This is a genomic window from Deltaproteobacteria bacterium (assembly GCA_016874735.1).
In the GTDB taxonomy this organism is placed as follows: domain Bacteria; phylum Bdellovibrionota_B; class Oligoflexia; order Oligoflexales; family CAIYRB01; genus CAIYRB01.
The window spans coordinates 26,004-39,394 of record VGTI01000038.1; the positions used below are offsets into that span (position 1 = coordinate 26,004).

Consider the following 13,391-nt stretch of genomic DNA (forward strand, 5'->3'; position numbering starts at 1 on the left):
TTACCAGTCCTTATCTTTTTGTCTCGGTGGGGTCTTATCTTTGGGCCCGTAGAGATGCTTTTTCGGGTTGTCATCAACTGAGCGCAGCACCTTTTCTGCCTCGTCTGGTGAAATCGGTGCGGCGCGGATTTCGCCCTTACCAGACCTTTCCTCACTGTCGCCACCACGCGGCTGTTGCTCTTGATCCTGACCGCCCTGGGGTTCTTCGCCATCCCTTTGACCGCTGTCGTTCTGATCGCCTTGGTCGTCCTTCTTCTCGTCCTTCTTCTCGTCCTTGCCGCCTTGTTGACTTTGGTCTCCTGACGGGTCTTTATTGGGATCTTTATTCGGATCTTGGTTCTGTTTTGACTCCTGGTTGGGATCCTGGTTCTGCTTCTGTTGGTCTTGCCCCGAGTTTTGCTGCTGATCCTGATTTTGTTGATTCTGCTGTCCCTGATTGTTTTGTTGCTGATTTTGCTGCTGGTCGCTTTGGTTATGGTCACTATTCGGCTGGTTTTGATTCTCGTTTTGCGGTTGATTCTGCTGTTGCTCTTTCAGCTTCTTGACATACTCGAGATTGTCTTTGGCTTCTTGGTCTTTGGGATCGAGGGCCAGGGCGTTTTCATAGGCTTTAATTGCCTCGTCCAACTTGCCGAGCTCAACTTGCGTGTTGCCGAGATTGAAGAGTGCGCGCTCGGCCAGGGCCTGGTCGGTGGAATCACTGGCGGCAGCAAAACCGCGGGCGGCGCCGGCAAAATCCCCCTTGCGGTAACGCGCTACCGACTGGTTGTAGAGTTCTGCCAAGGGACTAGCCTTGGCCTCGGGAGCTCTCAGTCCAGCAAAAGTGATGACCATGACCATCGCCAGTAACCGCACATCGCGCAATAAAAACTCCAGAACTAGCGCTACCAAAGCGGCGCCGACAAACCATTGAAAACGCTCGAACCACAATTTCTCGCGCGTAGCTTGGTACTCACGCTGCGCCACCTGCTTACGTATACCACTCAAGTAGATGCGCTCGAGGTCACCGCCACCTGCCACCGACCTTGCATAAACGCCGCCACTAGACGCCGCTAATTTACTGAGCGCTGTCTCGTTAGGTTTGGTAATGACCATGTTGCCTTGAGCGTCCTTCTTGAATCCACCATTGGGCTCTGGTATGGGAGCGCCCTCGGGAGTGCCTATGCCGATGGCATAAAGCTTGACGCCTTTTTCTTTGGCTGTAGCTGCTGCCTTTTCGGCATTTGGCTCTTGATCCTCGCCGTCGGTGAGTAGGATGATAGCCCGTCCTTCGGTACCTCCGGGGCTACCGTCGAATAAAGCTTTGAGCGAGGTATTTATCGCTCCCGCAAGATCTGTCCCCTGCAAAGGTATGAGATCTGGGCCAAGGAAGCCGACAAACATCCGCACCGCACCGTAGTCCTCCGTGAGTGGACATTCCACAAACGCATCGCCAGCAAAGGCGACGAGACCGATGCGGTCGCCTTTGAGCATGGGTAGCAGGTCCAAGATCTCATGTTTGGCCCTCTCGATGCGACTTGGACTCACATCTTGAGCAGTCATACTTTGCGACACATCGACGGCGATCACGATGTCGCTGCCGTGGCGCTTCACGTCCGTCCAGACAAAATCCCAACGCGGTTTAGCGAGAGCCAATACCAAACTCAGCAGAGCAAACACCAAGAGCCCTGCCTTGGCCGTAGTCATTGGCTTGATGAGCCTCACACCAGAGCCCTGCCCTAAGGGCCCCCCCACCAGACTGAGACGATGCCGCCGCTGCTTTTCACCACGCCAGAGGAGCCAAGCTGCTGCCGGCAGCAGCAATAGCCAAATCAGTACATCTGCCCGCCCAAAACTCATAGCGGCAACCTCCGCAACCGCGTTAAGCCCAGTATAAGTTCTGCCGCCAAGCACAGTACCGCGAACACGACGACCCCAGTGTAGAGATCCTCGTAGTTGGCAAAGCTCTCCACCTGCACTTTGGTTTTCTCGAGCTTGTCGATCGTGTCGTATACTTTGATCAACATTTCAGTGGTGCTGGCTAAGAAGTACTTGCCCCCCGTCACTTTGGCGATCTCGCGCAATGTGGGCTGATCGACATCAGCGGCCTGAGGCGCTCCACCATCCTTGGGGGCCGAGCCTACACCAATGGTGTAAACTTTTACTCCCATAGTGGCTGCAGCCTGGGCTGCCGCGAGGGGATCGACGCGTCCCGCGTTATTACCGCCATCGGTAAGGAGAATGACCACCTTCGACTTCGCTTCTACCGACTTGAGTCTATTGACGGCAGCCGCCAAGCCATCACCCACCGCGGTCGCCTCGCCTGCCATACCGACCGTGATGATGTCAATAAACCGATTAAGCACCTCGTGGTCTAAAGTCAGTGGCGCCTGCGTAAAGGCCTCGGTACCAAAGACCACCATGCCTATGCGGTCATTGGTCCGCTCCTTGATGAAGTCACCGATCACGCGCTTCACTACGGCCATCCTTGTCGGCTTTTCCCGCCCCCAGGAGAAGTCACGCAGATTCATACTGCCGGAGGTGTCGAGCACCATCATGATGTCTAGGCCCTCGGCGGTGCGTTGCGTATTGCTATTGCCGGCTTGGGGTCGCGCCAGCGCGATCGCCAAAGCTCCCAGCCCCAGGCACCGCAGTATAAAGGGAACGTGCCGGTATCTGGTCCATCCCGACTTGGGGAGACGCGCCACTACGCCTGTACTGGGGAATTTCAGGGCTGAGCGACGCTTCCAGTAAACAAAAAACAACGGTATGAGCGCCAAGATACTCAGGAGTAGCCAAGGATTAGCCAGTCGCATGGTTGGAACCTCCGGCAGCGCTACCATCCACAGGCGGTGGAACGAGCGCCCTCAGCCACGTCTGGACATGAGTATGGGCCGACATAGCCTCGGCCGTGTCAGTGGGCGCCTTGGCGAACTTGATAAAATCGGCGCGGTCGAGAAACACCAAAAGAGCCTCGACCGTGGCGGCGTCCATCGGCAACTTGCTGCGCAGAGGCACGCGGAGCTCCTGACAGGTACGGTCAGTGGCGGGAATCTGTGTGCGCCGCTCGATGGCCTCACGCAAGATCAGACTCAACTGAGCGAAATAGTCCTCACCCGCCTGCTTAGTGAATGGCACAGGTGGCTGCATCAGCGCCAGCCTCTCCTGCAACACATCCCACGGATCACGCGGCGCCTTAGGCCTGCGCGCTTGATACCGTTGCCACCATTTCCACAGTGCCCAGGACGCAGCCAGCACGGCCAGCGTGATAGCCACGATCAAAAGAATTTGCCACCACGGCATCGGAATCCCGATAGGCCCGCGGATCCCGTGCGGCAGCCCCGCGGCCATGCTTTTTCCCGCGCTTGCCCCGCCGCCACCTAATGGTATGCCTTGCACTGGCGCTGTTACTGGCGCTGTCGTGGGTGTAGCTGCGGCAATCTGTCCTAAAGCAGGCGTCATCGGTAGCGCCTCCGTTCGCGCTCACGCAGATAGCGGATGAGCGGCTCAGTCACCGACGACCCAGTGTCGATAGCAAATTGCCCTGCTCCCGCCTTCCTGAGTTGCGCTGCTAGTTGACTCTCGCGCTGGGCAGCCCCCTGGCTGTAAGCCAACCGCACCTTAGGGTCGCTTGAGTCCACCTCGATAAGTTCCCCGGTCTCGCTATCTTGGAGCGACATCATACCCACCGCCGGGAGCTCTCTCTCGCGGAGATCGCTCACGCGCACGGCAATTAAGTCGTGACGCCGCGCCGCTAGACGCAGTTCCCTGTCGTAATTAGTTGCCCAAAAATCCGAGATCAGAAAACACATACTGCGCCGCGTCGAATACCGAAGCAGTGCATCGAGGGCGCCGCTAATGTCGGTACGTTTGCCACTACCCTTGTGAGTTAGAACCGCACGGATAATGTTCCACACATGACCACGACCTTTTTGCGGACGGATGTACTGCTCGACGTGATCCGAGAAGACTATGAGTCCAACTTTGTCGTTGTTACGGATAGCCAGATAGGCGAGCACGGCAGCCAGTTCGGCGGCAACCTCTTGCTTGCGTCGTCCGCCTGAGCCATAGGCCTGCGACGGGCTGACGTCCACCATGAGCATCAGCGTCAATTCGCGCTCCTCGCGCAGAATTTTCACATAGGGCTGACGCATGCGCGCCGTGACGTTCCAGTCGATCAGACGGACGTCGTCGCCGGGCACGTATTCACGCACCTCGTCGAATTCCATCCCGCGCCCCTTGAAGGCGCTCAGATAATTACCCGCCAAGGCCGTGGTCACCAGATGGCCGGCCTTGAGCTGAATGGCTTTGATCTGCTTGATGACCTCGGATGAAAGCATATCAGGGCACATCCACGCGCGCGAAGATACGGCGCACGATATCGTCGGTCGTTACCCCCTCGGCCTCTGCCTCATAGGTCGGCATGATGCGGTGGCGCAGCACATCGAGTCCCACGTCCTTGATGTCCTGCGGCGTCACAAAGGTGCGGCCCTGCAGCATCGCGTTGACCCGAGCGGCGCGCTCCATGCTGATCGATGCCCGCGGCGAAGCTCCCACATGCACCAAGGTGGCAAGGTCTTTCAGGCCAAAGCTAGCCGGATCCCGTGTGGCAAAGACCAACTGCACGATGTAGCGACGCACTTTGTCTGCGACATGCAGCCTGCTGGTGAAATCGCGCATCTTTATCAGCGTCTCTCCGTCGAGCACCTTGGTGATAGGCGTATCTTTGAAGGCCACCGAGCGACTGATGACCTCAAACTCGTCCTCCGGTGTGCCGTAGCCAACCTTGATCTTAAACAGGAAGCGGTCCATCTGCGCTTCTGGCAAAGGGTACGTCCCCTCTTGCTCAATAGGGTTCTGCGTTGCCAACACTAAAAAGGGGCGCGTCAGCTGGTAGGACTGGTCACCAATAGTTACCTGACGCTCTTGCATGGCCTCCAGTAAGGCCGACTGTACCTTGGCTGGGGCGCGGTTGATCTCGTCTGCCAGCACCAGATTGGCGAAGACGGGGCCCTTCCGTACCTTAAACTCGCCGCTGCGCGGGTCGTAAATTTGCGTCCCAATGACGTCCGCAGGGAGGAGGTCTGGCGTAAACTGAATCCGGCCAAAACTAAGCGTGGCTGCCTCGGCCAAGGTCTTGATCGTGGTCGTTTTGGCAAGTCCGGGCAGACCCTCGAGCAGTACGTGACCCTCAGCGATGATCGCCATGAGTAGTCTCTGCACCACGTCACGCTGGCCGACAATGCGATGGCTAATTTCCGCCATCGCTTTTTCAGCGGTAGCGGCATAACTGCGGGCTTCGTGTTCAAGGTTGTCGGTCGCTGCGTCGTAACTCATTGCAAATTCCCTCTTATTGTGAGGTAGTTAAGACTGAATCAACGATGGGAAGGTATCCCTCATATTGTTAATGAGATCACCCCCAAATGGGAAGCGCTTTTGCATCTAAATTTAAGATAGCGTTCCTCACATTTAAAGATCATGAGACCGACGCGGGAGATGTCAAGATGTCACAGGGTACCTTCGCACTATTAGGCACAAGAAGATTTGCGGGCTTTTTTGTCACGCAGTTTCTAGGAGCCATGAACGACAACATCTTCAAGAACGTGCTCATGATCATGATTGCTTACCGTTTCAGCAGCGAGGCTACCTCTGGCCTTTTGATCAACCTCGCGGCCGGACTTTTTATTTTACCGTTTTTTCTCCTGTCGCCCATGGCAGGACAGTTGGCTGATAAATTTGAAAAGGCGATGCTCATTCGCATTGTCAAAGCCAGTGAGATTGCCTTCATGCTCCTGGGCACCGTCGGGTTTATGGTCGACAGCTTGCCGTTGCTTTTAGTGACGCTGCTGCTGATGGGCATCCATTCGACTTTTTTTGGCCCCATCAAGTACAGCATCTTGCCGCAGCATCTCGCCGAGGACGAGCTAGTCAGTGGCAACGCTTTGGTGAGCATGGGTACTTTTATTGCGATCCTGCTCGGCACGATCATCGGTGGAACTTTGGCCGAGAACCGCACCGCTCTTGTGACAGGCGGAACCGTGGTGGCCGTAGCGGTAGCAGGATTTTTTGCCTCACGCACCATACCGCCAGCGCCAGCTGCGGCACCAACGCTTAGGATAGACTGGAACCCATTTACCCAGATGGCGGCGATGACGCGTCTTCTGCGGTCACAACCGGGCGTGACGAGCGCTGTGATGGGTATTTCGTGGTTTTGGTACGTGGGTTCCACGGTACTAGCCCAGTTGCCAAACTTCACGCGGCATGCCTTGTACGGCAACGAGCAAGTGGTGATTCTACTACTCACGAACTTTGCTATCGCTATCAGTATCGGTGCAGCTATTTGTGCCAAAGTGTCGCGCGGCAAGATCGAAACCGGGCTCGTGCTCGTCGGTGCTGTCGGTATGAGCGTGTTCACGGCGGATCTATTTTTTATGCACAAGGCAGCTGCGCTTGCACCGTCGGACGCACTCGGATCCGCATGGGGTCTGGCCACCGGGCCCTCTGCCATGGCTTTTATGCGCGCTGTTACCGATCTGTTCCTCACAGGAATCAGCAGCGCCTTTTTTATCGTGCCACTTTATGCACTGATGCAACACCGCAGCGATCCCTCACTACGTTCGCGAATAGTTGCCATCAACAACGTCTACAACTCGGTCTTTATGGTCGGGTCAGCGCTACTGGCTATGACGGTTTTTAAAGCTGGTCTCACCACTGTTGATCTGCTGCTCATCACGGCAGGTCTCAACTTGGTATTTGCCGCCGTACTCGCTTGGAGAAACAGCGAATACCCTAGGCGAACCCTAGCCCTCTTGACTAGAGGGCAGCATGGAGACGAACCAGCTTAGCCGCGAGCTGATGAGTGCGAGGGTGATCTGGCCCGAGATGGCGCAGGTGCAAGTCGACGAGCTCGGTACCTAGCTCACCGTAGCGCTGGGGCTGGGCCGTCTCCCGGGCAAAATCTGCCGCCTGAGAAATCACAACTACCGCGTGTTCGAAATCGTCCTCGGCCAGTGTTCGTGCCAGGGCCACGGCCTCGGCAAAGACTGCCGTGGCTGCCTCACCGACACTGTGGCGCAGCCAGCCCAGCGTGCACAGCGCCAGCGGGTAGGCGTAATGGGCGCGTCCCAGTGACCTAGCGCAAGAGACCACAGCCTGTTCGGCTGCGGTTAGGGCTTCGGTAAAACGTCCGGCGTTATGTAGCTCCTCGGCCGTGCGACAGAGATCTCGCACCAGGGAGACACTACAGTTGCTGTGGGGGTCCAGTGTATTTTTGGTCATTATGACATCGTATCTTTTTTGGTGCGCGCGCTCAAGTAGTAGGGATATTCCGCCGATGACTAGTGCGTATGATGCACGTCAAACAAATTACCGAGATCATCGACGCCGGTGCTACCGACGAGGCTCACGAGGCTTTAGAGCAACTTTTGTCGCTAGGCCCAAACAATACGGCAGCATTGAAGCTCCAGGCCCGCCTGTACGAATATGCCGGCAGGTTTCGCGAGGAGAGTCGTGTTTGGGACCGCATTGCGAGCATCGACCGCGAGGACGCCGACGCCGTGGCCTATCTCCTGCGGCGCCAGGTGGAAGACCGCGAGCACTTTTACTTTACCGACGAGGTGCCAGGGGGCGGGCGGCGCTTTGCGGCCTACCCACGCAGCCTCATGCAGTTATCGGCTATCGGACTTATCGGCTGCATCAGCTTCCTACTCATGACGCGCCTGGCGGTGGCCTACTCGTTTCTCGAAGCCCCCGAGGTGATGCTACCTACTTTTGCTGCTTTGGTGGTCGCTCCTTGGATTGCCATCATTGCGGTCTTTGTGAAGGCGATCCGCTACGTGACCGTCTCACCTACCGGGATAACCGTCGGCACTCGACTCAGACTTCATTCCTTTAACTGGAGCGACCTTAGCCGCGTGGCATTGGTTCAGACGCTGCGCCCCAGGGGTCCGAAGCTGTCCCTGATGCTAATGCCCAAGAACCCGTCGAGCAAACCCGTTGAGATCGATCTGACGCTGGGTGCTACGGCGATCCGGGCACGCACCTATCTACTCCAAGACATTGCGAGATTTCATTGCGAGCCCGAATACTTGAAGCGTGAGGCTCTGAATCTCGCGAGCACCAAGGTGGCGAGCTTTTAGAAGCTGCTTGCCGTCGTGGCGATTGCTCTCATATTTTTTATGCGCCTGCCCTTGACAATTCGGGGGGGCGCATTACATTCGCACTGTTCTTAATTAGTGAGAGTATCTGCCTGAAATCTATCAGTGAATGCTGATGCGCGCAGCTAAGGCGCTTGGTTTCGGTGGCGGATATGGAGCTAAGGTAGTGTCTTTTTTACGTTTGAGTTGGAATGTTTTCATCACCATTAGGAGGTACTCGCGATGAAAATCAGGCCCCTTCAGGACCGAATCCTGGTTAAAAGGCTGCAGAGCGAAGAGAAAACCGCCAGCGGCATCATCATCCCTGACAATGCTAAAGAGAAGCCACAAGAGGCGGAAGTGATCGCTGTCGGTTCCGGCAAGATCCTCGACGACGGCAAAGTGCGCAAGCCTGACGTTAAAGTTGGCGACCGCGTACTGTTCAGCAAATACGCTGGTTCCGAAGTCAAGATCGACGGCCACGAGCACCTGATCCTGCGCGAAGACGACCTTCTCGGCGTCCTCGTCTAAGAGTCTGTGACTTAGGTATTTCGGATTCTAAGTTTTGAGTATCTAACTGTTTTACGAAAGGTGGAACATGAGCGCTAAGATGATTAACTTCGGCGAAGATTCGCGCCGCAAAATTCTTACCGGTGTCAACGTACTCGCTGACGCCGTTAAAGTAACCCTCGGCCCCAAAGGCCGTAACGTTGTGATCGAAAAAAGCTTCGGCTCGCCAACCATCACCAAAGACGGCGTTTCCGTTGCTAAAGAAATCGAACTCGAAGACAAGTTCGAAAATATGGGCGCCCAAATGGTGAAAGAAGTCGCTTCGAAGACTTCCGACATCGCTGGTGACGGCACCACGACCGCTACGGTTTTGGCACAGGCGATCTACCGCGAAGGTAGCAAGCTGGTTGCTGCAAACCACAACCCGATGGAACTGAAAAAAGGCATCGACAAAGCTGTTGCTGAAGTCGTCAAGGCGCTTGAGAAAATCTCCCGCCCGACCGCTAGCCGCGAAGAGATCGCTCAAGTCGGCGCTATCTCGGCTAACAACGACCCAGAGATCGGCAAAATCCTAGCTGACGCTATGGACAAAGTCGGCCGTGACGGCGTTATCACCGTTGACGAAGCCAAAGGTCTCGAGACGACCCTTGAAACCGTCGAAGGTATGCAATTCGACCGCGGCTACCTGTCGCCTTACTTCGTTACCGACGCCGAGCGTATGACCGCTGTGCTCGAAGACGCTTACATCCTCCTCCACGAGAAGAAAATCTCGTCGATGAAAGAACTGCTGCCGATCCTCGAGAAGATCGCTCAAACCGGCCGTCCGTTCGTCATCGTCGCTGAAGACATCGACGGCGAAGCTCTGGCGACCCTCGTTGTTAACCGTCTGCGCGGCACGCTGAAATGCGCTGCTGTTAAAGCTCCTGGCTTCGGCGACCGCCGCAAAGCTATGCTGCAAGACCTGGCTGTCCTCACCGGCGGCAACCTGATCACTGACGATCTGGGTGCTAAGCTTGAGAACATGGGCCTTGCGGACCTCGGCCAAGCTAAACGCGTCACCATCGACAAAGACAACACCACCATCGTCGATGGCAAAGGCAAGCAAGCTGACATCCAAGCGCGCGTTAAGCAAATCCGCGCTGAGATCGAAAACACCAGCTCTGACTACGACAAAGAGAAGCTGCAAGAGCGTCTTGCTAAACTCGTTGGCGGCGTTGCTGTGGTTAAAGTCGGCGCAGCTACCGAAACCGAGATGAAAGAGAAAAAAGCGCGCGTTGAAGACGCCCTGAACTCCACCCGCGCTGCTGTCGAAAGCGGCATCGTACCGGGCGGCGGCACGGCATTCATCCGCGTGCAACACGTCCTCGACAGCCTGAAACTCGCTAGCAGCGAGCAACAATTCGGCGTGTCGATCATCCGTCGCGCGATCGAAGAGCCTCTGCGTCAAATCTCGTTCAACGCCGGCGTTGAGCCAGCTGTTGTCCTTGAGCGCGTCAAGAAGGGTAAAGACGGCGAAGGCTTCAACGCCCTCACCGAAACCTACGAAGATCTGTACAAAGCCGGCGTCATCGACCCGACTAAAGTATCGATCACCGCTCTGACCAACGCGGCTTCGGTTGCTGGTCTGCTTCTCACCACGGAAGCTATGATCGCCGATAAGCCGAAAGATGAGAAAGAGCACAGCCACGCTGGTGCCGGCGGCATGGGCGGCATGGGCGGCATGGGCGGGATGATGTAAGATCCTGTAGTTACAGGGTTTTATAGCTCACCTAAGCTAAACAATTGGGCTCCTACCGCAAGGTAGGGGCCCAATTTTTGTCGTGTAAATAACTATAAACGCTGTAACATGTGGCCCGCTTATTAGTGCGCCTTCGTGGACTAGAGCGCTTCTAAATGATCGGATGTGAAAATGGACGGTTCAGCTGGCATTAGATGGCAACAGCAGTTTGACAACTACTCTAAGGCCCATGAGACATCGCTCGACGACTTGATGCTGGCCTACAAGATTGACCTGATCTTCATGCACCACATTGATAACGATGCACTGACTGAGCATATTGAGAGATTTGGCATCGATCTTTAGTAACCGAGGTTTGATCTAAATGACGATTCCAGTTTCACTCGAAATCTATCGACGCTTCGACCTGTTTCTCCAATCACGGGACCTGACATTTGAGGGATTAATCGTCGGAGGCGCAGCATTCATGCTCTTGGGTGTTCGTGACGCCGCGACTGAAGACATCGATTTCATTAACCAGATTCCTGGTCAAGTTAGGGCTGCCTCCGAAGAATTTGCAAAACAGGAAGACCTCAAGCTCGCGTGGTTCTCGGATCGAGCCCGGGTAGTTAATGATTACCTAAAATTCGGCTACGGCAAAGACGGCGTGCAGGATCTTTTCCTCGGTAAAGCGTTGAAGCTTCGCTGCCCGTCCCCAGATAACCTTCTAATCTCCAAGCTATGCCGCATCACCGACTCAGGGCCGCGCCTTCAAGACATCGAGGACGTCCGACGCTTGGCTCTGCCTGCCGCAACCTTTGATTCTGTCGTCGTGCACCTTTTGCTCAAGGAGAAGGCAAATAAAGGCGACGTAGCTAAGGCAAAGAAAATCCTAGCGGTGCTGAGGAAGGATCTTTACGGAGCCTGATTATATGACGGCAAAGTCGCTCCAGCTGTCACTGCAGTCATAATCTCGCCAGCAATGCGCCCAGCCGCTTCCCGTGAGCAATGAACAAGCTTCGCGATCTCGCTAGAGGCAGTGACTCCCCGCGCGATAGCATAGGCGACATCTGCCCTGACATCGGCACCATACTGGAGCCGCAAACGATACTGTAGGTTCGCTATCGCCAACTCCTCAACGGATAACACGTCCTCACGGCGGATTCGAAGTGCTCCGACCGGAACCTTCAGACCACAGCCGATGAGCCACTCCTCGTTCTCAGTCGCGTCAGCCATCTCGACTAGAAGACGTGGCTGAGACCTCAGCGCGCTTTCGGCTAGCTTGCGGGCCAGCAGACGCCATTTCGCGTAGCCACGGCTAACGGCTAGGTGGGCCAAGACTGCGAGCCAAAAATGACTCACTGGTTCAGCTGTTGCGAGCGCGTGCAGCTTCTCAGTGCGCACGCGGGCGCCATGAATGCAAACCCAGGTAGCTAGCAGCTCGGCAATCAGGGGGTGCACCGCAGCATTAGCCGCCGCTTCGACAAGCAGAGTCTCAATGTCTGTATCCACGTCTCCCATCGATGCTGGCAAACCGAGACCGCTGCCCACGCGAATGCCGAGGACCTGCCTCAGGTCTGCCCATAATTGATGTCTGGTGACTTTTGACATTGGAAACCTTCGTCTGTTGGACTGTCCAACTCACTAGCTAATATATCGTCATTTTTGGTAAATTCTTTAGCAATTTCTCTCAACACTCGGGAATTAAATATAAAATTCCGTCAGTCCCATGAAACACAGATCCTTGCGTAGCTAAGTAGTGCGGGAGACCCGTTGGCAGTATTGGCGATTGCTCTCAATCTCTGAGAAACCGAAACCGCATATTTGTGACCCGAGGCTAAACGTTCAGCGCGGAGGCTGCGGATGCAAAGCATGCGCAGTAAAGACCTAGGGGCAAGGTTCATGCCAAAACACAACTAACTAAATTTATTTGATTTGCTTTTTTATGAGCGGCTTTGGCGTACCCGCCGTGGCCACAATACGTAGCCACGGTGTTTGCAACACCCAGAATCTACTTGGTATTTCAAAAACGAGATGTGGCATCAAAATATGCCCAACAAATGGCACACAAAATGACCTCCTGGTGACTAAAAGCATGTCAGCCATCCCTCCGTAATCATAGCATTTTAAAGCTGGTCCTGAGGCAACTCACAAATGACCCTAAAGAATGCGACCAAATACTCCGAGGATCTCTCGTCAGAGCGGATAGGCCCAGGATTCCGAAGGAGGCTCAAAGTGGGCATCCGGGGTTTCAAAACCTCAGCGACAAGAAGATCGCAGCGAGTGCTGGCGGCTCTTCTGACCGTTTGCCTCACGCCCGCTGCCCAGGCTCAGGGCGTCGGGAGTCTCCCGATGACCTACTCAGGTAGGCTCACGGAATCTTCTGGCGCGCCAAAAGACGGGCCTGTCGCGATTGAGGCAACATTTTGGACCGCAGAAATTGACGGTACACAACTCGGGCAGTCGTTTGATTTCGCCAGTGTGATTCTAAACCAGGGGGTATTCTCACTTTACTTCCCGTTTATGGCCACCCAGGTGCAGGACATCTTCCGCGATGGCACGGAGCCTGTATTTATCGAGATCTCGTCGGGCGGTAAGACCTATCCACGGCAGAAATTTAACTACATCCCGCTCGCCATGCGTGTCCCTGTTGATAACAAGAGTGTCGGGTTCGACGTCACCAGTGGCAAGCTAGGGATTAGCGGCGTGAAAGACGCGGCTTCGGGTAGCGTCCTTGTGAGTAACGGTGCTGGTGGCGTCAAGTGGGACAACCTCAGCTCCAGTAATCTCACGGCCAAAACTGAGGCGGGTGCGGCCCCTGTAGCGGATCAGGTGCTGACGTACAGAAGCGGCAAGTGGGTAGCGGCAAGCTTGCCGCCGGCGGCGGCGTCTGGCAACTACCTAACGGGACTAACCGGCGATATCGTGGCAACGGGCCCGGGTACTGGCACTGCAACTCTGGCAACTGTTGCAACGCCTGGCACGGCGACTAAAGTAACGTTCGATGCGCAGGGTCGAGTGCGCTCGGGAACTAGTCTTGTAGCTGCAGA

General features: G+C 55.6%; 13 protein-coding genes. 6 read left to right on the plus strand and 7 right to left on the minus strand.

Annotation, left to right across the window (positions count from 1 at the left end):
• The 5 genes from FJ146_14065 to FJ146_14085 are packed head-to-tail and all read right to left on the minus strand — an operon-like array spanning position 1 to position 5,316.
• Positions 1 to 1,839, minus strand: a complete 1,839-nt coding sequence (locus FJ146_14065) for a VWA domain-containing protein (protein ID MBM4253093.1) — start codon at positions 1,837 to 1,839, stop codon at positions 1 to 3.
• Positions 1,836 to 2,822 (minus strand): VWA domain-containing protein, encoded by a 987-nt coding sequence (locus FJ146_14070; GenBank protein MBM4253094.1) that lies wholly within the window; start codon positions 2,820 to 2,822, stop codon positions 1,836 to 1,838. The genes FJ146_14065 and FJ146_14070 overlap by 4 nt, the downstream gene beginning before the upstream one ends.
• Entirely contained in the window at positions 2,782 to 3,441 is a 660-nt protein-coding gene (locus FJ146_14075; protein MBM4253095.1) for a hypothetical protein, read from the minus strand. Before FJ146_14075 ends, FJ146_14070 begins: the two co-directional genes overlap by 41 nt.
• Positions 3,438 to 4,331 (minus strand): DUF58 domain-containing protein, encoded by an 894-nt coding sequence (locus tag FJ146_14080; GenBank protein MBM4253096.1) that lies wholly within the window; start codon positions 4,329 to 4,331, stop codon positions 3,438 to 3,440. Before FJ146_14080 ends, FJ146_14075 begins: the two co-directional genes overlap by 4 nt.
• The gene (locus FJ146_14085; protein ID MBM4253097.1) at positions 4,321 to 5,316 is read right to left on the minus strand and encodes a MoxR family ATPase; all 996 of its coding nucleotides are present in this window, start codon (positions 5,314 to 5,316) and stop codon (positions 4,321 to 4,323) included. Before FJ146_14085 ends, FJ146_14080 begins: the two co-directional genes overlap by 11 nt.
• A gap of 167 nt (positions 5,317 to 5,483) precedes the next feature.
• Here FJ146_14085 and FJ146_14090 point away from each other — a divergent pair, with 167 nt between their 5' ends.
• Positions 5,484 to 6,824, plus strand: a complete 1,341-nt coding sequence (locus FJ146_14090; protein MBM4253098.1) for an MFS transporter — start codon at positions 5,484 to 5,486, stop codon at positions 6,822 to 6,824.
• On the opposite strand, the gene FJ146_14095 is transcribed toward FJ146_14090, so the two are convergent.
• Entirely contained in the window at positions 6,793 to 7,257 is a 465-nt protein-coding gene (locus FJ146_14095) for a hypothetical protein (protein MBM4253099.1), read from the minus strand. The two genes, FJ146_14090 and FJ146_14095, sit on opposite strands and share 32 nt — an antisense overlap.
• A 68-nt stretch (positions 7,258 to 7,325) precedes the next feature.
• Here FJ146_14095 and FJ146_14100 point away from each other — a divergent pair, with 68 nt between their 5' ends.
• The 4 genes from FJ146_14100 (at position 7,326) to FJ146_14115 (ending at position 11,269) form a co-directional block, all read left to right on the plus strand.
• Positions 7,326 to 8,117 (plus strand): tetratricopeptide repeat protein, encoded by a 792-nt coding sequence (locus FJ146_14100; GenBank protein ID MBM4253100.1) that lies wholly within the window; start codon positions 7,326 to 7,328, stop codon positions 8,115 to 8,117.
• Between the two features lie 240 nt (positions 8,118 to 8,357).
• On the plus strand, positions 8,358 to 8,645 hold the full coding sequence (locus FJ146_14105; GenBank protein ID MBM4253101.1) for a co-chaperone GroES: 288 nt from the start codon (positions 8,358 to 8,360) through the stop codon (positions 8,643 to 8,645).
• A gap of 67 nt (positions 8,646 to 8,712) precedes the next feature.
• Positions 8,713 to 10,362 (plus strand): chaperonin GroEL, encoded by a 1,650-nt coding sequence (gene groL, locus FJ146_14110; protein MBM4253102.1) that lies wholly within the window; start codon positions 8,713 to 8,715, stop codon positions 10,360 to 10,362.
• Positions 10,363 to 10,726: 364 nt separating this feature from the next.
• On the plus strand, positions 10,727 to 11,269 hold the full coding sequence (locus FJ146_14115; protein ID MBM4253103.1) for a hypothetical protein: 543 nt from the start codon (positions 10,727 to 10,729) through the stop codon (positions 11,267 to 11,269).
• Here the strand turns inward: FJ146_14115 and FJ146_14120 are convergent.
• Positions 11,257 to 11,952 carry a hypothetical protein gene (locus FJ146_14120; protein ID MBM4253104.1) on the minus strand — a complete coding sequence of 232 codons (696 nt, stop codon included), beginning with the start codon at positions 11,950 to 11,952 and terminating at the stop codon, positions 11,257 to 11,259. The two genes, FJ146_14115 and FJ146_14120, sit on opposite strands and share 13 nt — an antisense overlap.
• A gap of 543 nt (positions 11,953 to 12,495) precedes the next feature.
• On the opposite strand from FJ146_14120, the gene FJ146_14125 reads away from it, so the two are divergent.
• The coding region (locus FJ146_14125) for a hypothetical protein (GenBank protein ID MBM4253105.1) at positions 12,496 to 13,391 on the plus strand (896 nt) is incomplete at its 3' end.

Coding starts and splice junctions, on each gene's coding strand:
- FJ146_14065 (MBM4253093.1), bottom strand. CDS start 1,839: ATGAGTTTTGGGCGGGCAGATGTACTGATTTGGCTATTGCTGCTGCCG.
- FJ146_14070 (MBM4253094.1), bottom strand. CDS start 2,822: ATGGTAGCGCTGCCGGAGGTTCCAACCATGCGACTGGCTAATCCTTGG.
- FJ146_14075 (MBM4253095.1), bottom strand. CDS start 3,441: ATGACGCCTGCTTTAGGACAGATTGCCGCAGCTACACCCACGACAGCG.
- FJ146_14080 (MBM4253096.1), bottom strand. CDS start 4,331: ATGTGCCCTGATATGCTTTCATCCGAGGTCATCAAGCAGATCAAAGCC.
- FJ146_14085 (MBM4253097.1), bottom strand. CDS start 5,316: ATGAGTTACGACGCAGCGACCGACAACCTTGAACACGAAGCCCGCAGT.
- FJ146_14090 (MBM4253098.1), top strand. CDS start 5,484: ATGTCACAGGGTACCTTCGCACTATTAGGCACAAGAAGATTTGCGGGC.
- FJ146_14095 (MBM4253099.1), bottom strand. CDS start 7,257: ATGACCAAAAATACACTGGACCCCCACAGCAACTGTAGTGTCTCCCTG.
- FJ146_14100 (MBM4253100.1), top strand. CDS start 7,326: ATGATGCACGTCAAACAAATTACCGAGATCATCGACGCCGGTGCTACC.
- FJ146_14105 (MBM4253101.1), top strand. CDS start 8,358: ATGAAAATCAGGCCCCTTCAGGACCGAATCCTGGTTAAAAGGCTGCAG.
- groL (MBM4253102.1), top strand. CDS start 8,713: ATGAGCGCTAAGATGATTAACTTCGGCGAAGATTCGCGCCGCAAAATT.
- FJ146_14115 (MBM4253103.1), top strand. CDS start 10,727: ATGACGATTCCAGTTTCACTCGAAATCTATCGACGCTTCGACCTGTTT.
- FJ146_14120 (MBM4253104.1), bottom strand. CDS start 11,952: ATGTCAAAAGTCACCAGACATCAATTATGGGCAGACCTGAGGCAGGTC.